Raw genomic sequence first — 25,303 nt, 5'->3', positions numbered from 1 at the left:
ATGAACCAATCCCAATTTATTGAGGCGCTGCAGGCAGAAGGGTTTGAATTGAGCGAGAAACAACTCGCTCAGTTCGAACTGTATTTCGAGATGCTCGTCGAGTGGAATGAGAAGATGAATTTGACGGCGATCACGGACAAGGAAGAAGTGTATTTGAAGCATTTCTATGACTCGCTCAGTGCGGCGTTCCATTTCGACTTCGCAAACGTGGATACCGTATGTGATGTCGGTGCCGGGGCTGGATTCCCGAGTTTGCCGCTCAAAATTCTATTCCCGCACCTTCACGTGACGATTATCGACTCGCTTAACAAGCGGATCACGTTCTTAAACGAACTCGCGCTCGCGCTCGGGTTAGAAGGTGTGGCGTTCCATCATGGACGCGCCGAAGAGTTTGGAAAAAATAAAAAATTTCGTGAGCAATTTGATGTCGTAACCGCCCGTGCGGTTGCCCGGATGACGGTGCTCGCCGAGTACTGTTTACCGCTCGCAAAAGTCGGCGGAACGTTCGTAGCGCTCAAAGCAGCGAAGGTTTCCGACGAGCTTATCGATGCGAAAAACGCCTTGGCCGTGCTCGGTGGGAAAGTAAAAACGACACACCAGTTCCTATTGCCAGGAGAGATGAGTGAGCGTAATATCGTAATTGTAGATAAATTACGAAAAACGCCTGGGAAATATCCACGTAAAGCGGGTACCCCAGCGAAAGAGCCGCTAATCTGAGCAATAGTGTTTCACGTGAAACTAAAAGCAGATTCCGGTAGTGGAATCTGCTTATTTTTTACATAGAGGGGTGCCGACGTTGAAGAAAACATTTGCTAAACTGTTCGGAAGTCGTCCGGAAGTAGCCGTCGCGGAACTGGCAGAAGTCAAATCGAATGATGCTGTCCAAGAAATTGCCTTATCGTTGCTTTTACCGAACCGTTATCAACCGCGTAAAGTATTCGAGCCGGCTAAAATTGACGAATTGGCCGTCACGATTGACGAACATGGTCTTTTGCAGCCAATCGTCGTCCGAAAAGCAGAAGAGGGACGCTACGAGATTATCGCTGGGGAACGCCGCTTCCGCGCCGTTAAATCGCTCGGCTGGTCGGTCATTCCGGCCATCGTCCGGGAGATGGATGACGATACGACAGCTGCCTTGGCGCTGATTGAGAACTTGCAACGCGAACAGCTCAGTCCAATCGAGGAAGCGGAAGCATATGATCGTCTGCTCGCCATGAAAGGTCTGACACAAGACGCGCTCGCGAAGAGTCTCGGCAAGAGTCAGTCGACAATTGCCAATAAACTACGCCTGTTGAAATTGCCGAACGACGTCAAGCAATGTTTGCGCGACCGCCAAATCAATGAACGTCACGCTCGGGCGCTTTTGCCGCTCAAAGAGGAAGGACTCCAGCTCCAAGTGCTCATGGAGATTATAGAGCAGGACTTTAACGTCAAAGAGACGGAAGAACGCGTCGCCTTCTTGACGACACCGATTGAAGAAGAGAAGCGGAAACCGAAAAAGCAACGCCGTCGGACGAAAAGTTTCGCACGTGACACGCGAATCGCCCTCAATACGATCCGGGACTCGGTCAGTTTGATCGGAAAGACCGGGATTGAAGTCCAGACCGAGGAAGTCGAAGAAGACGAATTTGTTGAAATTCGAATTCGAATCCCGAAAGCACGGCCACAAAAGTGAGCCTGTGCTTTTTTTATAGCTATCAGTCAGAAGGAATGGAGGAATCATGATGGAACGGTTACCGATTAAACACATTCGTCCCAACCCGAACCAGCCCCGTAAGCAGTTCGAACCAGAAAAGCTAGACGAGCTCAGGCAATCGATTGAACGTTATGGTGTGTTGCAACCAATCGTCGTCCGTAAAGCGAGTGGGTTTTATGAAATCATCGCCGGCGAGCGCCGGTTTCAAGCTGCGAAGTTAGCCGGCAAGACGGATATCCCGGCATTGATTGTCACGGCCGACTCGGACCGCGTCATGGAACTCGCCTTGATTGAGAATATTCAACGTGCCGACTTGAACGCGATCGAAGAGGCGCTCGCCTACGAACAGTTGATGCAAACGCTCGGATTGACCCAGCAACAACTGGCCGAACGCGTCGGCAAGAGTCGGAGCCATGTGACGAACAGCCTGAGACTGCTTCGGTTACCGAATGCGGTCCAGCATGCGGTCATGGTCGGTGAGTTGACGATGGGCCACGCCCGGGCCATCACCGGCATGAAATCGGTTCAGGCGATGGAACAGATTGCCCGTCGCGTCATCGCCGAGCAATGGACGGTCCGCCGACTCGAGCGCTATTTACAAAAAGAGCGCATTGAAAAAAAGACGCTCAAACGCTCGGACGCCGACGTGGAAGCCGTCGAGGCGGTGCTAGCGGAACGTCTTCAAATGGATGTATCGATTCGCCCGCGTCGAAAAGGGGGCGTCCTCGAGCTGAAGTATTTCTCGCAAGACGATTTGGAGCATTTGTTGACGCTTTTATCGCCTCAAGATTTCGATTCGTCGCGAGATTGACGAAGCCGGGTAATGGTTGCCTCTTCTTGATGGAGCCGTCCGATTCGTAAGTCGAACTCGACTAACCCGTCGGTGATGAAACGGGCCAACTCGTAGACGAGATGTAAGCGTGTGTTCTGCAAAATCATCATCTCCATAAAGCCGCTCACGTTGACGACAGCTTTGATGTTGTATTCACCGACCGAAGGGAGCTCTTTTTGGACGCCGGCGCCAGGAGCGAGCGGCCCTTCCGAAAAGAAGATATACCCGACACTCGACAATCGGCCGAGACAGGCGTCGATTGCAATGATGAGGGGGCGGTGAAATCGTGTCTGAATCTCGTGGAGCGTCTCGACGAGGTTCAAGGCATGGACCGGTTTTGTCAGTGTCCCGTAAACATGGATATTGCGAACGGACCGTTCTTCGAGGAAGGTACCGACGAGCGGTCCGAGTGAATCCCCCGTGGAACGGTCGGAGCCGATACACACGAGGACGATGGGACGATGCGTCTCTTTCGCCAACTGGTCGTGCAGTTGATCGGCAAAGAGCTTGGATCCACTCCGTTCGGTATGTTCGATGAAGAAAGAGTATGGTTTATGAGGTTTTAGGCGAAACGGCATGAATCTCATCCTCTCTTCTAAGCTGCCTGCGTCTAGTTGCAATTGCGGAATGAAACCGTATTATCCCATTCCCGGAACACCGAAACTTATAACGTCCGGATGTAGGGTTTGAGAAAAGTCGTCAATTATGGTTTGATGAGTTAGAATCTATAACTTTAGAGGTGACAACATGGCTTCACAAAATACAGATACAGACTTGAGCACAGTGGCCGATGAGACGATTGATAACGTCAATCGGTTCGTCGCTTATTTCCAAGACACGGAGATGTGGATTGGGCTCGGCATTAAATTGACAGGTGTCGCGCTCATCATCTTGGCGCTTTATGTGGCGTCACGCATTTTGACGTCGATGGTGCAGCGCGTGTTCGCCTTGCGCAAAATCAAAGAAGATAATATCGTCGCCCAGCGCCAAAATGAGACGCTGTCAAAACTGACTCAAAACACGATTCGGTACGTCCTTGGCTTGATTATGATTTTGACGGTGCTAGGCCAGTTCGGCGTCAACATCGCTGGTTTGATCGCATCGGCCGGGGTCGCCGGTCTCGCCATCTCGTTCGGGGCGCAGAACTTGGTGAAAGACGTCATCACGGGCGCCTTCATCATCTTTGAAAATCAATACAAGAACGGGGATTACGTCAATTTGAATCAACAAGTCGACGGGACCGTCATCGAAGTCGGGATTCGGACGACGAAGTTGAAGGGATTGAACGGGCAAGTGACGATCATCCCGAACGGACAGATCATGCAAGTGACGAACTACTCGCTCGAGAACAGCGTCGCGGTCGTCGATATCGGTGTCGCCTATGAAGAAGACATGGGCAAAGTCGAGAAGGCGTTGAAAGAGATCGCGAAGACTGTCGAAGAGAAGTATCACGACTTGTTCATCGAGCCGATCACGCTCGCCGGGGTCCAGTCGCTCGGACCGTCGGAAGTCGTCTATCGTCTCATGGCCGAAGTGCCACCGACGCAACATTTCGCGGCCGGACGGATTTTGCATAAAGAGTTGAAAACCGGACTTGATGAGCGCGGAATCGAGATCCCGTATCCGCGGACCGTCATGATGCCGCCAACCACATCGACTAAAGGAGCGCCCGAAAATGCAGGCTAAATCGTATGAGTTGAACGATTTTGTAGAAATGAAGAAACCACACGCCTGTCAGACGAACCGTTGGCAGGTGACTCGGGTCGGGATGGACATTCGTATCAAGTGTCAAGGCTGCGGGGCGAGTGTACTCATGCCGCGCCGAGACTTTGATAAGCGATTGAAAAAAGTGCTTCCACAAGAGAACGCCGCTGAATAAGTGGCGTTTTTCTCTATGTTACAACCGTGAGTTGCGGTTTAATCGAGGACTAACTATAATTGTGAAGGATGTGACGGTGTGGTGTACTGAACGTACCCACTCCACAGACGGATCAACATTTCCCGGGAAAGCCGGATGAGGAGGAAATACAAGTGGGATTAACAGCAGGAATCGTCGGATTACCGAACGTCGGGAAATCGACATTATTTAACGCCATCACGCAAGCCGGTGTAGAGGCAGCCAACTATCCGTTCGCCACGATCGACCCTAACGTTGGGGTCGTCGAAGTACCGGACGCGCGTCTTGACCGGTTGACGGAACTCGTCAAACCGAAGAAGACCGTACCGACCGCATTTGAGTTTACAGACATCGCCGGAATCGTAAAAGGTGCGTCAAAAGGGGAAGGGCTCGGAAACAAATTCCTGGCTAACATCCGTGAAGTCGACGCGATTTGCCAAGTCGTCCGTTGCTTTGAAGATGACAACATCACACACGTCGCGGGTAAAGTCTCACCGATCGATGACATCACGACCATCAACCTCGAATTGATTTTGGCCGACCTTGAATTGGTCGAGAAACGCATCACACGCGTTCAAAAAATGGTCAAGTCGAAAGACAAAGGCGCAGCTCAAGAGCTCGAAGCACTTGAAATCGTTCAAGCAGTCCTCGAATCGGAGCGCCCGGCTCGTGTTGCTGAATTGACAGAGGATCAACTCGCTATCGTCAAACATTTCCAGTTGCTCACGATGAAGCCGATGCTTTACGTCGCGAACGTGAGTGAGGACGAAGTGGCTGACGCGGACCAAAATCCTTACGTCCAAGCAGTTCGTGAACACGCCGCGACAGAAGAGGCGAAAGTAATCGTCATCTGTGCTCGCATCGAGGAAGAAATCTCAGAACTCGAGCCAGAAGAGCGCCTTGAGTTCTTGCAAGACCTCGGCATCGAAGAGTCGGGGCTCGATCAATTGATTCGTGCCGCCTACTCGACGCTCGGTCTCGCCACATACTTCACGGCTGGTGAGAAAGAAGTGCGCGCCTGGACGTTCAAGCAAGGCATGAAAGCTCCACAATGTGCGGGCGTCATCCACTCTGACTTTGAACGTGGGTTCATCCGTGCCGAAGTCGTATCGTATGAAGACTTGTCAGCTGCCGGCAACATGACGGCAGTTAAAGAACAAGGGAAACTTCGCTCAGAAGGAAAAGAATACGTCTTCCAAGACGGCGATGTTGTCACGTTCCGCTTCAACGTTTAAGCCATTTTCCGCAAACGTATTGTAAAATGAACAGAAGTTTGATAGTATATTATGACGTGAGTAAAACAATTGTTTGCTCCTTGCTCCTACAACCGGTAGGAGCCGTTAGTCCAAGAGGAGGTGAAAGATAATGCGTAAATACGAACTTCTTTACATTATCCGTCCATCAGTTGATGAGGAAGCTAAGAAAGCTTTAATCGAACGCTTCAACAACGTCATCACTGAAAACGGTGGTACTGTTGATAAAACAACAGACATGGGTAAACGTCGTCTCGCTTACGAAATCAACAAGATGCGCGAAGGACACTACGTTCTTCTCAACATCACTGCTGAGCCTAAAGCGATTCAAGAAACAGAGCGTCTCATGAAGATCTCTGATGACGTTGTCCGTCAAATGACAACTAAAGACGAGCGTTAATTCTTAACGCTTCATATTGCGAAAGGGGAGCTTTGAGATGATTAACCGAGTTGTGTTAGTTGGTCGATTGACACGCGATCCAGAAATGCGTTATACGCAGAGCGGGATTGCCGTAACTCGCTTCACTCTCGCTTGCGATCGTCCATTCACTGGACAAGATGGGAAGCGCGAGGCGGACTTTATTGATTGTGTCGTTTGGCGCAAACAAGCAGAGAACGTAGCACAATATTTGAAAAAAGGCAGCATGGCCGGCGTAGACGGTCGCCTTCAAATCAGTAGTTACGAAGGTCAAGATGGCCAACGTCGTTACCGGGCAGAAGTCGTAGCCGATAGCGTACGCTTCCTTGAACCACGCGGTGCTTCAACGCAACGTGATACAGCACCGGCTGGAGATGTCTTCGGTGGTGGTGAGTCAAGTGGATCAGGATGGGGCGCAGCCGCTTCTTCGACTTCATCTCAGTCCTCGAACTCAAACAAAGGTTTTGAAGCTGACCCGTTCTCGGGTGGCGGAAAAATCGACTTATCGGATGACGATCTACCATTTTGATCGCGTCGATTCGAAACTAAACTAAAAAGGAGGTCTTCACATGGCACGTCGTCCAGGAGGTCGTCGTCGTCGTAAAGTATGTTTCTTTACGTCGAACAACATCACTCATATCGATTATAAAGACGTAGAATTGCTCAAACGCTTCGTTTCGGAGCGTGGTAAAATTCTTCCACGTCGTGTGACTGGTACTTCAGCGAAATACCAACGTCCACTTACTGTCGCTATCAAGCGCTCACGTCAAATGGCTTTGCTTCCATACGTTGCAGAGTAATTTTTGACACACGGCTTATCCCTCGGGATAGGTCGTTTTTTGTTTTCCGAGCCGATGTAGGAGTGTAAGTGAAACGGACGGATATGGTATGATAGAGCAGAAACCATTTAGATATCATGGGTGGAACACCACTCATTTTAGGAGGCACACATGTACAGTGGTGAAGCAATAACATCAGTGAAGAACCAGTACGCGCGTCACGCCGTTCCATATGTGATTGGACTGCTTGTCGCGTTAGGATTGGCGTTCTACAGCATTGTGGCGGCAATCACCCTGTTCGTGGGCACGCTGATTTTTTTCATCTATCAGCAAGTGACGATTCGACGAGAACGCAAGGCGTGGGAACAATACGTCCATTCTTTGTCGCATCGAATCGAAGACGTGGGGAAAGAAGCGCTCACCGGCATGCCGATTGGGATTCTCGTCTTTGACGAAACTCGTCGCATCAGCTGGTTCAATGAACAGTCTCGACTCATCTTTGAGCTCGAGATGGAACTCGGGATCTCGATCGATTCGATTCACTCGGCGTTCACCGAGTTGATTGAGGAAGAAGAGGACGAGGCGACCATCGAAGTCGGAGACCGCGTTTATCGGGTCCTCTACAATAAGGAATATCAGACCCTTTACTTGTTCGACATGACGGATGAGGCAGAGATTGAACAAAAATACTCGGAAACGCAGACGGTGATCGGCGTCTTATATTTAGACAACTATGACGAGATGTCAACCGCTGTGGATGAACAGGTCCGGAGTGAAATCAATCGACGCGTGACCGTCCTCTTGAACCAATGGGCTCAAAAATACCACATCTATATGCGTCGAACGGCAGCCGATCGTTTCTTTCTCGTGATGAACGAACGGACGCTCTCCGAACTCGAGAACAATCGATTCTCGATTCTCGATGAGGTCCGTGAGGCGACGAAAGAGCATAAAATTCCGCTCACACTCTCCATCGGGATCGGTTGTGGGGAGACGACGCTGACGGAACTGGGGAACTTGTCGCAATCGAGCCTTGATTTAGGGCTCGGACGCGGCGGGGATCAAGTCGTCGTCAAACGTCATAACGGGAAAGTCCGCTTTTTCGGCGGCAAGACGAACCCGACCGAGAAACGGACCCGGGTTCGCGCCCGCGTCATCTCGAACTCGATGCGTGATTTGATTCGCGAGTCGAGCCGTGTCCTGATCATGGGGCATAAAAACCCGGATATGGACTCGCTTGGAGCATCCATCGGCATCATGAAACTGGCTGAATTTGTCGGACGTGAGGCGTACGTCGTCATCCCGGCCGGCGAGACGAGCGTTGGGATCCAACGTCTCGTCAATGAAGTCGAAAACGACGAAGAGCTGTATAGCCGTTTTTTGACCGAGTTCGAGGCTCAACCCCTCATCGACGAACAGACGCTCCTCGTCGTCGTCGATACGCACCGGCCGTCGCTCGTCATCTCGCGGGATATTCTAGACCGCGCGGAACGGGTCGTCGTCATCGACCACCATCGCCGTGGTGAAGAGTTCATTGAAGATCCGGTCCTCGTCTATATGGAGCCGTACGCATCCTCGACGTGCGAACTCGTAACGGAGTTGATCGAGTATCAGGCCGGTACGCGCAAGCTATCGATTTTAGAAGCGACGTCGCTCCTCGCAGGTATGGTGGTCGACACGAAAGGATTCACCTTGCGGACCGGGTCACGGACGTTCGATGCCGCTTCCTTCCTTCGGATTCAAGGGGCAGACACCGTGCTCGTCCAGCACTTCATGCGGCAAGACCTCGATTCGTATATCGAACAGTCTCATATTCTCGAAAACACGGACATCTATTCCGACGGCATGGCGATCGCCGTCGCCTCGGACGATGAAGTGCACCATCAAGTGTTGATCGCCCAAGCCGCTGACCAGCTCCTTAATATGGAGGGCGTCAAAGCATCGTTCGTCATCGCCGTCTTACCCGACGGCCGAACCGGCATTAGTGCCCGTTCGCTCGGTGATGTCAACGTCCAAGTCATCATGGAGATGCTGGACGGGGGCGGTCATTTGACGAATGCGGCGACACAATTGAACGTGAGCCCGGAACAGGCGAAAACGTTATTACAAGAAGCGATTGATCATTATATGACAGATGAAACAGAGGGAGAGGATTCTGAATGAAAGTCATTTTAAAAGTAGATGTTAAAGGTCAAGGTAAAGCTGGTGACGTCAAAGACGTCGCGGACGCTTACGCGAAGAACGTACTCTTTAAAAAGAACTTGGCGGTCGAAGCGACACCGGGTAACTTGAAGGCGTTCGCCGCAAAAGAGCGACGCGCCGAAGAAGCGGCTGAAGCAGAATTGAAACAAGCCCTGCAGTTGAAGGACAAGCTTGAAAAAGAGACGATCGTCGTCAAGACGAAGTCAGGTGAGGGCGGTCGCGTCTTCGGATCGGTCACGAGCAAACAAATCGGTGAAGCGTTGAAAGGGATGGGCTACAAGATCGACAAGCGTAAAATCGAGCTCGAACACCCAATCAAAGCGCTCGGGTTTACGAAAGTGCCGGTGAAGTTGCACCACGACGTCACGGCTATGTTAAACGTTCATGTTCAAGAAGCGTGAAGGTGAGGTAGACACGTATGAGTGATGCGATTCAAGTCAATACCCCGCCACATAGCGTCGAAGCGGAACAAGCTGTCCTCGGGGCCGTCATCCTCGATTCCGATCGGCTGATCACGGCCTCGGAACGGGTCGACCCGGACGACTTTTATCGTGTCAGCCATCAACGAATCTTTGAGGCGATGCTGAAAATCAATGACCGGGGCGAACTCGTCGATTTGGTCACGCTCAGTTCGGAGCTTCAAGCCCAAGGTATTCTCGATGAGATCGGTGGATTGAACTATTTGGCGGAAATCGCCGAGGCGGTTCCAGCCATCGGGAACATCGGGTATTATTTGAACGTCGTCGATCAAAAGGCGGCACTCCGCCGCTTGATTCGGACTGCGACGAATATCGTCTCGGACGGCTATGAACGCCAAGACGAGGTCGATGCCGTCCTGTCAGATGCTGAGCGGAACATTTTGAAAGTCTCGCAACGAAAAGGGCAGTCGAGCTTTCATCCGATCGGTTCCGTCTTATCGGACGCCTACTCGACGATTGAAAAACTGCACCAATCGAGCGGCGAAATCACCGGCATCGCGACCGGGTTCAGCGATCTCGATAAGATGACGGCTGGGTTTCAACGTAACGACCTCATTATCGTCGCGGCCCGTCCTTCCGTCGGGAAGACGGCCTTCGCCTTGAATATCTCGCAAAACGTGGCCGTCCGTACCGGCGAGAACGTCGCCATCTTCAGTTTGGAGATGGGTGCCGAGCAGCTCGTCATGCGGATGCTCTGTGCGGAAGGCAATATCGATGCCCAGCGTCTACGGACGGGTCGGCTCGAGGCCGAGGACTGGGGGCGTCTCTCGCTCGCCATGTCGTCGCTGTCACAAGCCGGTATCTATATCGATGATACGCCGGGTCTCCGGGTCAACGAGATCCGAGCCAAGTGCCGTCGCTTGAAACAAGAGCACGGCCTCGGCATGATTATGATTGACTACTTGCAGCTCATCGTCGGGAACGGCAAGCCGGGCGAGAACCGGCAACAAGAAGTCTCGGAAATCTCGCGTACGCTCAAAGCGATCGCGCGTGAGCTTCAAGTGCCGGTCATCGCCTTGTCCCAGCTCTCACGTGGTGTTGAGAGCCGTCAAGACAAGCGGCCGATGATGTCAGATATCCGGGAATCCGGGGCGATTGAGCAAGATGCCGATATCGTCGCGTTCCTCTACCGGGACGACTATTACGATAAAGAGAGTGAAGACGCCAACACGATCGAGATCATCATCGCCAAACAGCGTAATGGTCCGACCGGCACGGTCAAGCTCTCGTTCCGAAAAGAATATAACAAGTTCGTCAACATGGAGACGCAAGCTTTTGCGCCACAGATGTAGAACGAGTCATTCCGCCAAAGGCGACGTCACGAGACGTCGCCTTTTTTGTCGGTCTTTGGACCTAAACGTATTCAATTTTTGAAGAATTCATTCGTTGGATGGGAAATGATGCGTCAATAACGAACGAAAGGTTACAATATAAAAATATCGTTCGGTATTAGGTTGACTTTCACGAGAAGCAAGTGTACACTTACGGATGGTTTGAATAGAACGTTTATCTACAAGGAGGATTCATTATGTCATCAGTAGTCGTAGTGGGAACGCAGTGGGGCGATGAAGGTAAAGGGAAAATCACGGACTTCTTATCGAAGCAGGCCGAGGTCGTCGCGCGTTATCAAGGGGGAGACAACGCTGGTCATACGATCGTCTTCAACGATACGAAGTATAAACTTCACTTGATTCCATCGGGGATCTTCTACTCGGACAAAACATGTGTCATCGGGAACGGGATGGTCGTCAATCCGAAATCGCTCGTCACGGAGCTCGCGTACTTGCACGAGCGTGGCGTGAGTACGGATAACCTCCGCATCTCGAACCGGGCCCACGTCATCTTGCCGTACCACCAATTGCAAGACAAGCTCGAAGAGGACGCGAAAGGCGACGCCAAAGTCGGGACGACGCTCAAAGGGATCGGTCCTTGCTACATGGACAAAGCGGCGCGTATCGGGATTCGCATCGCTGACCTTCTCGACAAAGAAGTGTTCGCCGAGAAGCTCAAGACCGTCCTCGCGATTAAAAACCGCATGTTCGTGAAGATGTATGAAGTCGATGCGATTGAATTCGATGACATCTTCGAAGAATATTACGCGTACGGCCAACAGTTCGCCAAGTACGTATGTGATACATCGGTCGTGTTGAACAACGCGCTCGACGAAGAACAGAAAGTGTTATTTGAAGGCGCACAAGGTGTCTTGCTCGACATCGACCATGGAACGTACCCGTTCGTCACATCATCGAACGCAGCTTCAGGCGGCGTATCGAGCGGTGCCGGAATCGGACCATCGAAGATCCATCACGTCGTCGGCGTCTGTAAGGCGTACACGTCACGTGTCGGAGACGGCCCGTTCCCGACCCAGCTTGACGATGAGATCGGTCACACGATCCGTGAAGTCGGAAAAGAGTACGGTACGACGACAGGACGCCCGCGTCGCGTCGGTTGGTTCGACTCGGTCGTCGTCCGCCACTCGCGCCGCGTCAGCGGCATCACAGACCTTTGCCTCAACTCAATCGACGTGTTGACAGGTCTTGAGACGCTCAAGATTTGTACGGCATACGAGTTCGAAGGCAAGCTCCTCGACGAGTACCCGCCGAACTTCCGCGTGCTCGAACAGTGCAAACCGGTGTTTGAAGAGCTCCCAGGCTGGACAGAAGACATCACAGGCGTTCGCAAGTTCGAAGACTTGCCGGTGAACGCGCAGAACTATGTCAAGCGCATCGAAGCGTTGACAGGTATCGAATTGTTGACGTTCTCGGTCGGACCGGCACGTGAGCAGACGGTCATCTTACGTGATATTTACGAAGCATAAGACAGAGAGCCCTCGTGGCTCTCTTTTCATTTCCACGGAAATGGACCACGCTTTCTAACCTATAGAAAAAGAGTTACAATGTAGACATGTACGTTTAACGATAAGAGGAGGACTCACTGAATGGATCGTACGATTTTAGTGGTAGATGACGAACAACCAATCGCAGATATATTGAAGTTTAAGCTTGAAAAAGAAGGTTACCAAGTCCACGTCGCCTATGACGGGGAAGAAGCGCTCGTGAAAGTCGAAGAAGTCAAACCAGATTTGATTTTGCTCGACATCATGTTGCCGCTCAAAGACGGTATGGAAGTATGCCGTGAAGTCCGGAAGAAGTACGATATGCCGATCATCATGTTGACGGCGAAAGACTCTGAGATCGATAAAGTGCTCGGACTCGAGCTCGGTGCTGACGATTACGTCACGAAGCCGTTCAGCTCGCGCGAGCTCTTGGCCCGCGTCAAGGCGAACATGCGCCGTCATGCAACGGCCCCGTCCCCAGAAACGAAAGGTGCCAACGCCAATGATATCGTCATCGGTGACTTGACGATTCATCCGGATTCATACATGGTCACGAAACGGGAAGAGAAAATCGAACTGACACACCGTGAGTTCGAGCTCATCCATTATCTTGCCCAAAACATCGGGCAAGTCATGACGCGCGAGCATTTGCTCCAGACGGTATGGGGCTATGACTACTTCGGCGATGTCCGTACGGTCGATGTGACGGTCCGACGTTTGCGCGAGAAAGTCGAAGACAACCCATCGACGCCGACGTATATCATCACGCGCCGTGGTGTCGGTTACTATTTAAAAGCAGGAGAAGAAGACTAAACGATGAAACGGACGAACTTCTTTAAATCTATCCAGTGGAAGCTCGTCGTCATCTATGCGCTGCTCATTCTTGTTGCGATGCAAGTCATCGGAGTGTACTTTGTGCGCTCCCTCGAACGACAATACATCAACAACTTCTCGCAGTCGCTCGTCGATCGCGCCAACCTTCTGAGCTATAACGTCAGTGAAGGGATCGCATCGAACGGCGGTGACTCGACTTCGGACCAGCAGTTGAACCAGGTACTGGATCAACTGCTGTCTGAGTTTACGGAGAGCACGACGCTAGCTGATGACATTCGCGAAGTCCAGATTATCGACACGAACAGTGTCGTCCGGGCGACGTCGAATCCGAATAACCAAAGTCTCGTCGGACAACGGACGGCGAACTCGTTTATTCAAAAATCGTTTGCGACGAGCGGAGCGCAAGAGACGCTCGTCTATGAAGACTCGAACGAACGCATGCGTGTCGTCGCCGTCCCGGTCAAATCCGAGGTCGATGGGACGACGACCGGTATGATCTATATCGAGGCCTCGATGCAGTCCATCTATAACCAAATGGAACAAGTGACGAGGATTCTCGCGACCGGGACGCTCATCGCTCTCATCATCACATCGATCCTTGGGGTGTTGCTGTCACGGACGATCACGCGACCGATTGCGGATATGCGTCGTCAAGCCGTCGAGATGCAAAAAGGGAATTTCTCGCGGAAAGTTAAAGTCTATTCCGACGACGAGGTCGGCCAACTTGCTTACGCCTTCAACGAATTGACCGATGAACTCATGGAGGCGAACGCAACGACGGAAGCCGAACGGCGCCGCTTGACGAGCGTCCTCGAGAACATGTCGGACGGGGTCGTCGCGACGGATCGTTCGTTGCGCGTCATCTTGATGAACGACCAAGCCCGCGATATGATCGGGCTCGCTGAAGAAGAAGCGATGGGGGCGAACCTACAGAACTTGCTCGAATTCGATGACGAGATCGTCATTCCGGAAGACGGGACGATGCCGCCAAAACTGATCGACCTCAGTACGGACGAAGAACTATTCCTCGTCCGCGCCTACTTCTCACCGATCCAAAAGCATAGCGGACCAATCACCGGTCTCATCGTCGTTCTGCACGATGTGACCGAGCAAGAACAAGTCGAGCAAGACCGCCGTGAGTTCGTCGCGAACGTCAGCCACGAGCTGCGGACGCCGCTCACGACGATGCGGAGTTACCTCGAAGTGCTCGCGGAAGGCGCATACAAGGACGATGAGCTTGCCCCGCGCTTCCTCGAGACGACCCAGAATGAGACGGAGCGGATGATTCGCCTCGTCAACGATCTGTTACAGCTATCGAAGATGGACAGCAAAGAGTATACGATGCAAAAAGTGAAGTTCGATTTTATCCAGTTCTTCAACGACATCATCGACCGGCATGAGATGACGAAAGGCGAGACGATCCAGTTCCGCCGGAAGCTCATGAAACGCCGGGTATACGTCCACGCCGATCAAGATAAGATGACGCAGGTCATCGACAACATCATTACGAACGCCATCAAGTTCTCGCCAGAAGGCGGGACGATCACGTTCCGGACGATGCTCCGTGCCAAGCGACTCGTCATCGGTATTAAAGATGAAGGGGTCGGCATTCCGAAATCGAATTTGAAGAAAATCTTTGAACGGTTCTACCGGGTCGATAAGGCTCGGGCCCGCAATATCGGCGGGACCGGACTTGGTTTGTCGATTGCCAAAGAAGTCGTTTCCGCCCATGGCGGCGACATTTGGGCCGAGAGTGAGTTCGGACGCGGGACGACGATTTACTTCACCATCCCATTCGATACGATCGTGGAGGTGAATGACTGATGGAACGACCACGCTTCTTGGCGAAGCCAGAACTAGTAAAATCGCTCGTCTTGCTCACCTTGATCGTCACGTCCATCGTCCAAACGGTCATCCTCTGGGACTACCATCCGAAGTATCAGTCGGTCCAGTCAGAGACGCAAGTCGCGACGGTGGATGAGTCGCTGCAACGACAACCGCGCCAAGTCATCGTACCGGCCCAGACGGTCGTCCACGAGAACAACGCCGTCTTCGCCACGAAAAACTCACCGAAACAGATTATGCGTGTCATCCGGGAGTCGTTCGAGGCGAGCGAATTTAAACCGCTCGCCGTCAAGAACGTCCCGAGTTTGTATGCGGGTGTCGATGAGGCCGTCGAATTGATTTTACCGGAGCCGTATTATGCGGATACACTCAGCTACATGCTTCCGGGCTCATACAGCTTGTCCGGGAAAGTGCCACAGCGGGCCCTCATCTTCATGGAGGACGACACGTGGCGCATCCGCACGATCATGAGCGACCAATCACTTTGGGAAGGACGTTTGTCGAAAGTCGGCCAAGGGGACGTCAACAGTCTGTTCTTGAAAGACTCAGACCGATCGATGCGTCGTGTCACGTACACGGATGAACGCGTCAACTACATCCCCGTCGTCGGACCGGAGATGAACGAGCTGTTCGCTTACGACGTATCTCAGATTCAAATCTCGGCCCGTCTTGATTGGATGCGCGATACGTTCTTCCCGGGCGACCCGAACGTGCAGGAAGTCGATCCGGCCAGCTCCGTGGGCGCACTCACGAACGGGATTAGCGTCGCCGAATATGATGCGAACCTGAACGCGAGCCGTTATCGAAACTTATCACGCAACAGTTCGGAACAGGAGTCGGTCATCGGACTCGACACGATCGTCGAGTTCGTCAACTTCCACGGAGGTTGGGTCGATGAGACGTCGGAGAGCCAAGGTTTGTCGCTTCGGTTTGATGCGATCACTCCGGCCAACAAAGGTTTTGAAACGACCGTGTTCCGGTTTCACGTGAAGGGTTTCCCGGTGTTCAGTCAACGGGAGGCGTTTATCAACAACGATGCCGTCGACTTATCGACGCTGCGTGTCGAGAACGACGGGACACAAGTCCGGTCGATCACTCGGCACCATCTCGAGATCGATCGCTTGATCTCGGTCGGGACGACACAGCTCGCGGATGGACAAGATGTGGTCGATACGCTCGTCAATGCCGGACGATTTGAAAACGTGACCGAGATTCGACTCGGCTATGAGATTGAATACAATGAAGACACGAGCCGTTACGTCACGTTCTCCCCGAACTGGTTCGTTCGGGAAGCCGGAAGATGGATCCCATTCGATCAACCGGATGACTGGACAGAAAGGATGATGTATCGTGGATTGGAGTAAAGCGAAAACGATTCTTCTCTTCGCCTTCCTCGCGCTGAACATCTACCTGTTGTTCCAGCTTTTGACGGAAACGTGGGCGACAGAGGTCGTGACGAACGACAATACGTCGATTGCGCAAATCTTGGACCAACGAAACGTCGATGCGTCGAAGTTGCCGCGGATGGGTCGGGATATCGGTTATTTGACGGGGTCGTCGGAACAGATGTCGGCCTCGATGATCACGAAGAACCGGGAAGCCCAACTGGCGACGACGCTCGACAATATGCAACTCGAAGTCGAGCTCAAACAGCCGGTCCCGCTCGATCAAGACGATTTACGGACGACTGCGTCGACGTTCGTCTCCGAGTATGTCCCGTTCGGTTCCGAGTATGCGTACTGGCGCTATGACGCCGAGACGCGTCAAGTCGCCTTCGCACAGACGTATGAGAACAATAAGATCTTCTCGAACCCCGAGATCGATGGGGGAACCGAGCAGTACATCGGTCCGTCGCTCCTGTTGCTTCAATTGAACGAAGCGCTTGAAGTGACCGACTATAAACAACGTCATTTGACGAACTTGTCCTCGAAGTCGCAAGACGATCTCGTCTTGACGGCGAGCGAGGCGATCTCGCAACTCGCGGCCCGGAAGTACTTCCAGCCGAACCAAGAGATGCGGGCCATCAACACGGGCTTCTATAGCCTGCCGCTCGACAGTTCCGGCAGCTTGATTATCATGCCGCCGCTCTGGTCGATCACGATTGACGAGGACGTCTACTTCGTCAATGCGATCGATGGGACCGTCGAACGGGTCGAATTTGATTCAGAAGAATGAAAGGAGTGATCGAGTGACTTTACGCTATAGTGTGCTTGCGAGCGGTTCGACCGGGAACGCCCTCTACATTGAGACGGAACGGGCGAAATTGCTCGTCGATGCCGGATTGACCGGGAAGGCGATGCAACAACGCATCACTGAGATTGGACGATCGTTTGATGGGATCGATGCACTGCTCGTCACACATGAGCACTCCGACCATATTAAAGGTGTCGGGATTCTCGCTCGAAAATATAACTTACCGATTTATGCGAACGCGAAGACGTGGGATGCGATGGAATCGTTGATTGGAAAAGTCGACCCGGCCTTGAAGTTTCACTTCGAGGTAGGGGAGATTAAACAGTTCGGGGATATCGAAATCGAGTCGTTCAATGTCAGCCATGACGCGGCCGACCCGATGTTCTACCAGTTCGCGCATGAAGGCAGACGCCTCGCCCACATCACCGATACGGGCTATGTGTCCGATCGGATGAAAGGCGTCATCCGTGGGGCCGATGATTTTATTTTCGAATCGAACCATGACGTCTCGATGCTTCAAATGGGACGGTACCCGTGGAGCGTCAAGCGACGGATTCTTGGGGACTACGGTCACGTCTCGAACGAAGACGCGGCCATCGCGATGAGCGAGGTCATCGGAGACCAGACGAAACGGATTTATTTGGCCCACCTCAGTAAAGATAACAATATGAAAGAACTCGCTCAAATGAGCGTGTCCCAAACACTCGGGATGCGCGATGTCGACCTCGGTCGCATCAAATTGTGCGATACCGACCCATCGACCCCCACTTCGCTCGTTTCTTTATAAGCGAACTTGGGAAAAGACAGATAACACACTGTCTTGAAGGGGGGACGCGTCGTGAATGAAGAGAGACACCATGAGTATGAACCTCAAGACGTCGAACCTTTAGAGCACGAAGCAGATACAATGAACGATGTAAAACCGACGTACCCATCTCGCAGCGAATGGCGCCCGAAACAAGAAGAACATGTGCGCCATAAGCCGCGAATGAACTTAAAACCGTTGTTACTCGGAGGGGTTGGCGGATTCTTAGGAGCGGCTTTGTTCTTTTTGGCGATGATGCTCTGGGATTCCCCAACCTCTCGTTTTGTGACAAATGAACTGATTCGGACGGAACAAGCCGTCACCATCACGGAATCCGACATCACGAGCGCTGTGACGGGCGCTAAAACGTCCGTCGTCAGCATTACGAACATCCAGCGGGCGTTCACCTCGGACTCGCAGTGGGAGGCCGGAGCGGGCTCTGGTGTCATCTATAAGGTCGACGGCGACACGGCGTATATCGTCACGAACTTCCACGTCATCGAAGAAGCGGACGAGATCAACGTCGCGTTTTCTGACGGACAAGTCGCTTCGGCGACGATTCTCGGAGAAGACCCGCTCAACGATTTAGCTGTCGCATCGGTCGAACTGCCCGCCAATATCGATGTCGCCCCGATCCCGCTCGGTGACTCGACCGTACTTCAAGCGGGCGAGACCGTCATGGCGATCGGCAATCCGCTCGGCGTCTTTTCAAACTCGGTCACCCGTGGTATCGTCAGTGGTGTCGAACGCACCGTGCCGGTCGATACGAACAGTGATGGCCTCATGGATTATAACGCCGAGGTCATCCAGACCGACGCCGCCATCAACCCGGGGAACTCCGGCGGGGCACTCATCAACATCCGTGGCGAGCTCGTCGGCATCAACTCGATGAAAATCGCCGAGGCGAGCGTCGAAGGGGTCGGCTTCTCGATTCCCGTCAACGTTGCGCTGCCGGTCATCGATATGCTCGAGCGTGATGGGAAAGTGACGCGGGCCCAGCTCGGCGTCACGATTCAAGAAGTCATCGCCGTACCGGGTAACGTCCGGGAAGAGTATGGGATTAGTTTTGACAACGAAGACGGGGTGTTCGTCGAGGCAATCACGCCCGGCAGTCCGGCCGAAGAGGCCGGACTTCGCGTCGGTGACGTCATCGTCAAAATCGGCGACCGCGACATCAAACGTTACGTCGATTTGCGGGACGCGCTGTATCGTGACGCCACGGTTGGCGATAACGTCACGATTGAATATACGCGACGCGGCAAGGCAGGCAAGACCGAGGCCACATTAACTGAAGCAACCTAAAGGAGCGGCGACGCTTCTTTTTTAAGGAGGAAACTTTGTGGAAAAAAAAGTATGCAAGGAACATGTTGAAATCGCGTTAGATATCATTGTCGATGAGACGGGGGAATACCCGTTGCTCGAAGAACTATCCACAAGTGGACAAGTGACATGTGAGTTCTGCGATGCCGACGCAACATATGTTGTGTCAAGCAAAAAATGATTATCAACATGTGGATTTGTGGATAACTCTGTGGATAACCCTATGGATAACTCCAAAAAAACTGTGGAAAAAGGAAGAATTGGATGAATATTTCAATTATCACGGTCGGCAAACTAAAAGAGAAGTATTTGAAACTAGGGATTGCCGAGTACACAAAACGCCTGTCGGCCTATGCGAAAGTGCAGGAAATCGAGGTCGCGGACGAGAAAGCGCCCGAGCATTTGAGTGAAGCGGACATGATTCTAGTAAAACAAAAAGAAGGCGAGCGGATTTTGGCGAAAATCAGTCCGGACACGCATGTGATTGCCTTGGCCATCGACGCCAAACAACGGACGAGCGAAGAGTTCGCCCGCGAGCTCGACAACTTGGCGACGTACGGGAAGAGCAAAATCGCGTTCGTCATCGGCGGATCGCTCGGCTTATCGGATGACGTCATGAAACGTTCGGACGACACGATCTCCTTCTCAAAAATGACGTTCCCGCATCAATTGATGAAGCTCGTCTTGTGTGAGCAGATTTATCGGGCGTATCGGATTAACCGGAATGAGCCGTATCATAAATAAATGAGGTTTAAAAAGCAATCAAACTGGTTGCTTTTTTTTTGCAAAGCAAAGTACACATTATTTATAGTAAAATGTTGGAAAGTCGAGTTAAGGAGGATATGACATTGTATTTAAAAAAGATAAAAATCTGGAACTTTAGAAAATTTGGGGAGAGAGAAGACGGTGCACCAGGAGTTGAAGTTGAGTTTAATAAACGATTTAACATAATAATTGGAGAAAATGATGCTGGGAAAAGTTCAATTATTGATGCTATATATTTAACTTTAGGAACATTAAGTGCAGAAAATCCAAGAATAACGGATAAGGATTTTTATTCAGATGCTTATGGAACAAAAGACAATTTAAAAATAGAGTGTATATTCGCAGATTTAACGGAAGAAGAAGCGGGAGTATTTCTAGAGTGGCTATCATTCAATAGCATGAATGAATTTGAGTTAGAAGTTAGATTAACTGCAAAAACATTAAACAATGATTATATCGGGAAAAAAATAGAAAAAAACATCAAAGCCGGACCCTTAAATGCAGACTTTAATTTAGAAAGAATTCCAAAAGAATTGTTAAAAACAACATACCTTAAGCCACTACGTGATGCTGAAAATGAATTAAGACCTGGCTTTAAATCGCGACTTGCTCAAATTTTAAGTGGACATTCAGCATTTCGAGCAGCTGAGAATGAAACACACATATTAGAAGAAATTGTGTCTGAAACAAATCAAAAGATTGAAGACTTTTTTAAAACAACCTATAAAGATGAAAAAACAATTATTGGTGAAATTACATTGTATTTAAACGAATTTTTTAATAAGAGTAGAAAAGATAGTACCAACGTTTATCAACCACGGTTTCAAGTTACTCCTGCCAAACTAAGCGATATCTTGAAAAAATTAAGTTTAGATTTAGATGATAATGTCTCTGGTCTCGGGAGTTTAAATTTATTATTTATTGCTGCTGAACTTCTTTTACTAAATGAGGGGAAAAAAATAGGACCATCAATAACACTAATCGAAGAAATAGAAGCACATCTTCATCCTCAAGCTCAATTAAGATTGATCAAATTTCTTCAAGGTATACTTGAGGATGAAGACGAGAGTAATGGTCAATTTATTATATCAACACATAGTACTACTTTAGCAGCGTCAACTCCTCTTGAGAACATCATTTTAATTCACGATAACAATGCGTATCCTATGAATTTTGAAAATACTAAACTAGAAAAAGAAGATTATGAGTTTTTAGAAAGATTTCTCGATACAACTAAAGCTAATCTATTTTTTGCGAGAGGAGTAATCTTGGTTGAAGGAGATGCAGAGAATTTATTATTACCTGCATTAGCTGAAGTTATAGATCGTCCACTTCATAAGTATGGAGTCTCAATAGTGAATTTGGGAAATACTGCATTCAAAAGATACGCCAAAATATTTTCAAGGTCTGAAGAATGGATCGGAAGAGGTTTACCACCATTAAATCTTCCAATTTCATTAATTACAGATGTAGATGTAAAACCCTATATTTACTATGAGATAGAAGAAAAAAAATTAGAATTATATTCATTTGAAAATGAAGAGCAGTTAAAAAAAGTTCTTGATATTTATGAGTTGAAAGATGAGGAATTATCAACAGATATTTTAGGAAAAGAATTTTCTACATTGAAAAAAATTAAAGATGCGTTAGAAGATAGTTTATTGATTTGTGATGAGAAAGATGAAGCATTAAAAGAGTTAACTTTGAAAAAAATCGATAATCACTATATTTCAATGCTTGAGAAAGATAAAAAAGAAAGATTAGAAAGTGAATATAAGAGTGAGACTTCAAATATCGAAGTATTTATTGCTCCTCATTGGACACTAGAATATGTATTAGCTTTAAGTTCTTTGAAAAAAGAATTGGCTGTTGCAGTTCATTACAGCAGATATAAAAATCCTGAAAGCAAAGGTAATATGGCTAAACTAGATACTCTAATTATAGAATTGAACAAAGAAGAAAACACAGTAAAAAACGCATATACTTTGTTTAAGCCTGTAAACGAAAAATTAGTATCAAAAGCAATAGTAGCTCAACAGTTAGCCAAAAATTTACTAACAAAGAGCGATGAAATAAAAGAGGCAATAGAGGATGATTCTTACCTAAGCTATCTAGTAAATGCTATCTATCATGTAACTGAACCAAAAGGAGAAAGATAGAATGGTAGAAAAACATGAAACTCTAACTCACTTTGAACAAAAATTATTACCTGAGGGCAATAATTTTTCAGAGGAACAAAAAACAGTAATCTTTTCTGAAAGTGATAGGAATATAGTTGCTGGACCAGGGAGCGGTAAAACGACTGTACTAATGGCAAAAATAGCAATGTTACTTAACGAACAAAAAGAAGACTTCAAAGGGCTATGTATTATTACTCATACCAATGTGGCTGTTGAAGAAATAAAAAGCGGTTTAATGAACATGGGTATAACTGAAATTGGATACCCGAATTTCGTTGGCACAATCCATGAATTTTTTAATTATTTTTTTGCATTCAAGGCTTACAATGAGATTTTTCCAGATATCCATCCTTCATTTCGGGACGAGGAATTATATAAAGAAAGATTTAAAGAGGTTTTTAACAAACATAAACCTTCTTCATATTCAGGATCGCCTCCGACTACCAAAGTTGAGAAAATCCATTTGTTAATTAATGATAATAAAGAGGTTCTCTTAAGAGAAGATTGTCCTTCCTTTTATGAAGTCGCTTTAACAAAAACCCTAGAGGAAATAATTAAATTAGGCGAACTTAGACATAATGATTCTTTATCATTGTCACAATGGTATATAAAAAAGTATGAGAGGAAGATAAAAAAAGGATTTGAAGAAAGGTTTTCATGGGTGTTCTTAGATGAGGCTCAAGATACAAGCACCTTTCAATACGATTTACTGAAAAAGCTGTTTAATGACTCTTCAATTACTTTTCAGAAATTTGGTGATCCTTACCAAGCTCTTTATACTCTTTACGATAATGGTCCAGATGCCTGGTTACCTCATGAAGAAATAACAGAGGGAGTTGGCTTCGACTCGATTTCTCAGAGTACTAGATTTGGTGAAAGCATAGCAAAAATATTAAGAACAACTTGTATAAAAAAATATGAAAATTTAACAGGGGACGTTAGAAGAAGTTCATTTAAACCACATATGTTTTTGTATAGTACAGAAAATGAAGTTATAAATAAATATATTGAAGTTGTTGAAAATTTAAAAGAAAATCATGAAGAATTTAATAAAAGTAACAAAAAGATAGCCGTTGTGGGGTTAACGCATAATGATTTATCGAGGTATAAAAATGGATATAAAAAAGTTAAATCAGTTAAAACAAGATCAGAAAGCATTATCAAAAGTTATTATGAATTACTTTTGAAGAGTATTTTAGAAATAATCAAAGACGTTGATGAATCTATATTACCAAATCCAAAAATTTCTTATAATGTGTCTTTTTTAAAAAGAGAAATAGAAAATAACGACATGAGTATTAAATCTAAAATGAGCAGTTTAGTTGTTTCAATTGTAAAAGATAGAGGTGAGATAAACGGAGACTTAGAGCAATTGATTCTTCATGTACTCAAAGAGTTTTGTGAGAATCATTTTATGCGAAATACAATATCTCTTGATTATAGTAAGTATGTTCGTTATTTTAGTGAAAATTTGGTAAGAATTTATCTAAGTTATTCTGTAACAGACAAAGAACATTCTATTGAAAAAAAAATAATTGAGAATCAAATTTATTTTGGTACGGTTCATTCTGTAAAAGGGGAGACACACAAGTCGACTCTACTTCTTGAATCTAAATTATCTGAAGGACCTTACAGAGATCCTACTTTCTTTTACGACTGTTATCTCATTTCTAATTACTTAATCGGAGAGTTTGAGGACTATAATCGATTTGAAGATCAATTAAAAAAAAATGCTACTAGAAAAGCTCTGAAAACTGCTTATGTCGCATTAAGTCGACCAACACACTTTGCAGGAGTTGCGATAAAAAAATCACACATCGAAGCTGACTTAGGACAATTTATTGAAAAAGCTATCAATGCTGGATGGGAAATTGTTGATGTAGAGTAGTTTTAAACATTGCAAATATACCTCACTTAAATCTAATAGGGAGAGCCGTATCATAAGTGAACTCAAATAAAAGGTTGGTGAGCGTCAGCTCATCAACCTTTTTGATTGCTTTGATAACATAGATGTTTTTCAATAGTATTCCAACAATCACTCTTTTTTTATTACATAAACTAATTTAATTTTTTTGAAGAAAGATGCGAAAAACTAATTTTACTCTCCTTTTTTATATTAATAATAGTATGATTTATCCATAGATATTTAAATGTTTACATATAAAGAGCGGTATTCAAATTTTAGATTAGGCAAAAGAATGACTGGTGTTTTCAAAACGAAGTGTTAAATGTTTTTACTACTTGAAAACGAGTTTATGAAACAACTCGTATAGGAGGAACATCGAATGGACAAGAAAAATGAAAAATCGTCACAATTTGCACGTACATCAAAGAATCAAGAACCAATTAAAAAAAGACGGTATGGAGTGATCTTGAGTGTTACGTTATTGACTGTGCTTCTTGGATCAATGGCAACTTGGTTTTTTGTTGGAAATGCATCTAAGGATAAAAGCTCTGTGACAGTTGATCAAGTTCGTGAAATTGCGACGCTTGCAACGGCTGAGGCGCATCTTTCGGCAACTATTGAAGAAGAGAGCAATGAATTGTTAGGCATAAAATTACCATTTAACTTAGCTGGAACAAAACAAAAAATCTTACTTGTTGTTCCTGGTACGGTTATAGCAGGAGTTGATTTAAAAGGAATAACTTCTGAAGACATTGACGTTAATGAAGAGACAAAGCAATTAACTATCGTCTTACCCAAAGCAAGCTTTCTTCAAGAGCCGGCAATCGATATGAGTGATGTGGCCCATGTTTCAGATGAAGGGGTGTTTCGTGGAGAAGTCACGTTTGACGAGGGAACAGTTTTAATGGAGAAGGCGCAACAAGATATTAAGGATATGGCTGTTGAAATTGGTTTGTTAGATACAGCAGAACAAAATGCTGAAAAATTCTTAATTGGTTTCTTTGATAACCTTGGTTATGAGGTAAGTGTTACTTTCAAATAATACGTTAAAGAAAACTATAGA

The 25,303-nt window shown here is 48.1% G+C and carries 25 protein-coding genes; 24 read left to right on the top strand and 1 reads right to left on the bottom strand.

From position 1 onward, the window contains the following. The 3 genes from rsmG (at nucleotide 1) to KNP06_RS13225 (ending at nucleotide 2,507) form a co-directional block, all read left to right on the top strand. Nucleotides 1-717: a 16S rRNA (guanine(527)-N(7))-methyltransferase RsmG gene (gene rsmG, locus KNP06_RS13235; protein ID WP_034780307.1), complete on the top strand. Its 717-nt coding sequence runs from the start codon at nucleotides 1-3 to the stop codon at nucleotides 715-717. Between the two features lie 79 nt (nucleotides 718-796). Continuing rightward, on the top strand, nucleotides 797-1,675 hold the full coding sequence (noc, locus tag KNP06_RS13230; RefSeq protein WP_034780308.1) for a nucleoid occlusion protein: 879 nt from the start codon (nucleotides 797-799) through the stop codon (nucleotides 1,673-1,675). 49 nt (nucleotides 1,676-1,724) lie between these two features. Then, nucleotides 1,725-2,507 (top strand): ParB/RepB/Spo0J family partition protein, encoded by a 783-nt coding sequence (locus KNP06_RS13225; RefSeq protein ID WP_138860246.1) that lies wholly within the window; start codon nucleotides 1,725-1,727, stop codon nucleotides 2,505-2,507. Here KNP06_RS13225 and yyaC read toward each other — a convergent pair. After that, entirely contained in the window at nucleotides 2,480-3,106 is a 627-nt protein-coding gene (gene yyaC, locus KNP06_RS13220) for a spore protease YyaC (RefSeq protein WP_214789381.1), read from the bottom strand. The genes KNP06_RS13225 and yyaC overlap by 28 nt on opposite strands. A 169-nt stretch (nucleotides 3,107-3,275) precedes the next feature. Between yyaC and KNP06_RS13215 the strand changes: the two genes are divergently transcribed. From KNP06_RS13215 to KNP06_RS13115, 21 genes are all read left to right on the top strand, one after another. Beyond that, nucleotides 3,276-4,214, top strand: coding sequence for a mechanosensitive ion channel family protein (locus tag KNP06_RS13215; protein ID WP_214789377.1), 939 nt, complete (start codon nucleotides 3,276-3,278; stop codon nucleotides 4,212-4,214). Further along, on the top strand, nucleotides 4,204-4,407 hold the full coding sequence (locus tag KNP06_RS13210) for a DUF951 domain-containing protein (RefSeq protein ID WP_034780313.1): 204 nt from the start codon (nucleotides 4,204-4,206) through the stop codon (nucleotides 4,405-4,407). Before KNP06_RS13215 ends, KNP06_RS13210 begins: the two co-directional genes overlap by 11 nt. A 152-nt stretch (nucleotides 4,408-4,559) precedes the next feature. Then, nucleotides 4,560-5,660, top strand: coding sequence for a redox-regulated ATPase YchF (ychF, locus tag KNP06_RS13205; protein ID WP_034780315.1), 1,101 nt, complete (start codon nucleotides 4,560-4,562; stop codon nucleotides 5,658-5,660). A gap of 130 nt (nucleotides 5,661-5,790) precedes the next feature. Continuing rightward, the gene (rpsF, locus tag KNP06_RS13200; RefSeq protein WP_021067861.1) at nucleotides 5,791-6,078 is read left to right on the top strand and encodes a 30S ribosomal protein S6; all 288 of its coding nucleotides are present in this window, start codon (nucleotides 5,791-5,793) and stop codon (nucleotides 6,076-6,078) included. Between the two features lie 37 nt (nucleotides 6,079-6,115). Further along, complete coding sequence (ssb, locus tag KNP06_RS13195) at nucleotides 6,116-6,625, top strand: single-stranded DNA-binding protein (protein ID WP_024371077.1); 510 nt, start codon at nucleotides 6,116-6,118, stop codon at nucleotides 6,623-6,625. 40 nt (nucleotides 6,626-6,665) lie between these two features. Further along, the gene (gene rpsR / locus KNP06_RS13190) at nucleotides 6,666-6,896 is read left to right on the top strand and encodes a 30S ribosomal protein S18 (protein WP_015880232.1); all 231 of its coding nucleotides are present in this window, start codon (nucleotides 6,666-6,668) and stop codon (nucleotides 6,894-6,896) included. Nucleotides 6,897-7,046: 150 nt separating this feature from the next. Then, a complete protein-coding gene (locus KNP06_RS13185) occupies nucleotides 7,047-9,038 on the top strand; it encodes a DHH family phosphoesterase (protein ID WP_138860243.1) in 1,992 nt (663 codons plus the stop codon). Continuing rightward, a complete protein-coding gene (gene rplI / locus KNP06_RS13180; protein WP_214712511.1) occupies nucleotides 9,035-9,478 on the top strand; it encodes a 50S ribosomal protein L9 in 444 nt (147 codons plus the stop codon). The genes KNP06_RS13185 and rplI overlap by 4 nt, the downstream gene beginning before the upstream one ends. A 17-nt stretch (nucleotides 9,479-9,495) precedes the next feature. Further along, nucleotides 9,496-10,848, top strand: a complete 1,353-nt coding sequence (gene dnaB, locus KNP06_RS13175) for a replicative DNA helicase (RefSeq protein WP_214789374.1) — start codon at nucleotides 9,496-9,498, stop codon at nucleotides 10,846-10,848. 236 nt (nucleotides 10,849-11,084) lie between these two features. Next, nucleotides 11,085-12,374: an adenylosuccinate synthase gene (locus KNP06_RS13170; RefSeq protein WP_214712510.1), complete on the top strand. Its 1,290-nt coding sequence runs from the start codon at nucleotides 11,085-11,087 to the stop codon at nucleotides 12,372-12,374. A gap of 120 nt (nucleotides 12,375-12,494) precedes the next feature. Then, complete coding sequence (gene yycF, locus KNP06_RS13165) at nucleotides 12,495-13,205, top strand: response regulator YycF (protein ID WP_214789371.1); 711 nt, start codon at nucleotides 12,495-12,497, stop codon at nucleotides 13,203-13,205. 3 nt (nucleotides 13,206-13,208) lie between these two features. Beyond that, nucleotides 13,209-15,050 carry a cell wall metabolism sensor histidine kinase WalK gene (gene walK / locus KNP06_RS13160; protein ID WP_214712509.1) on the top strand — a complete coding sequence of 614 codons (1,842 nt, stop codon included), beginning with the start codon at nucleotides 13,209-13,211 and terminating at the stop codon, nucleotides 15,048-15,050. After that, nucleotides 15,050-16,435 carry a two-component system activity regulator YycH gene (yycH, locus tag KNP06_RS13155; RefSeq protein ID WP_034780327.1) on the top strand — a complete coding sequence of 462 codons (1,386 nt, stop codon included), beginning with the start codon at nucleotides 15,050-15,052 and terminating at the stop codon, nucleotides 16,433-16,435. Before walK ends, yycH begins: the two co-directional genes overlap by 1 nt. After that, entirely contained in the window at nucleotides 16,422-17,246 is an 825-nt protein-coding gene (locus KNP06_RS13150) for a two-component system regulatory protein YycI (protein ID WP_214712507.1), read from the top strand. The genes yycH and KNP06_RS13150 overlap by 14 nt, the downstream gene beginning before the upstream one ends. Before the next feature lie 13 nt (nucleotides 17,247-17,259). Next, entirely contained in the window at nucleotides 17,260-18,051 is a 792-nt protein-coding gene (locus tag KNP06_RS13145; protein ID WP_138860239.1) for an MBL fold metallo-hydrolase, read from the top strand. Nucleotides 18,052-18,102: 51 nt separating this feature from the next. Continuing rightward, a complete protein-coding gene (locus KNP06_RS13140; RefSeq protein WP_214789368.1) occupies nucleotides 18,103-19,371 on the top strand; it encodes a S1C family serine protease in 1,269 nt (422 codons plus the stop codon). A gap of 37 nt (nucleotides 19,372-19,408) precedes the next feature. After that, nucleotides 19,409-19,570, top strand: a complete 162-nt coding sequence (locus KNP06_RS13135) for a CxxH/CxxC protein (protein WP_021067873.1) — start codon at nucleotides 19,409-19,411, stop codon at nucleotides 19,568-19,570. Between the two features lie 83 nt (nucleotides 19,571-19,653). Then, entirely contained in the window at nucleotides 19,654-20,133 is a 480-nt protein-coding gene (gene rlmH / locus KNP06_RS13130) for a 23S rRNA (pseudouridine(1915)-N(3))-methyltransferase RlmH (protein ID WP_058765186.1), read from the top strand. Nucleotides 20,134-20,237: 104 nt separating this feature from the next. Next, nucleotides 20,238-22,313, top strand: coding sequence for an ATP-dependent nuclease (locus tag KNP06_RS13125; protein ID WP_214789366.1), 2,076 nt, complete (start codon nucleotides 20,238-20,240; stop codon nucleotides 22,311-22,313). Nucleotide 22,314: 1 nt separating this feature from the next. Further along, on the top strand, nucleotides 22,315-24,222 hold the full coding sequence (locus KNP06_RS13120) for a UvrD-helicase domain-containing protein (RefSeq protein ID WP_214789364.1): 1,908 nt from the start codon (nucleotides 22,315-22,317) through the stop codon (nucleotides 24,220-24,222). 397 nt (nucleotides 24,223-24,619) lie between these two features. Then, nucleotides 24,620-25,282 carry a DUF4230 domain-containing protein gene (locus tag KNP06_RS13115; protein ID WP_029596432.1) on the top strand — a complete coding sequence of 221 codons (663 nt, stop codon included), beginning with the start codon at nucleotides 24,620-24,622 and terminating at the stop codon, nucleotides 25,280-25,282. Nucleotides 25,283-25,303 lie beyond the last annotated feature (21 nt).

This window comes from Exiguobacterium sp. s21, from assembly GCF_018617975.1.
Lineage (GTDB): Bacteria > Bacillota > Bacilli > Exiguobacteriales > Exiguobacteriaceae > Exiguobacterium > Exiguobacterium mexicanum_A.
This window is presented reverse-complemented; position numbering and strand designations above follow the sequence as displayed.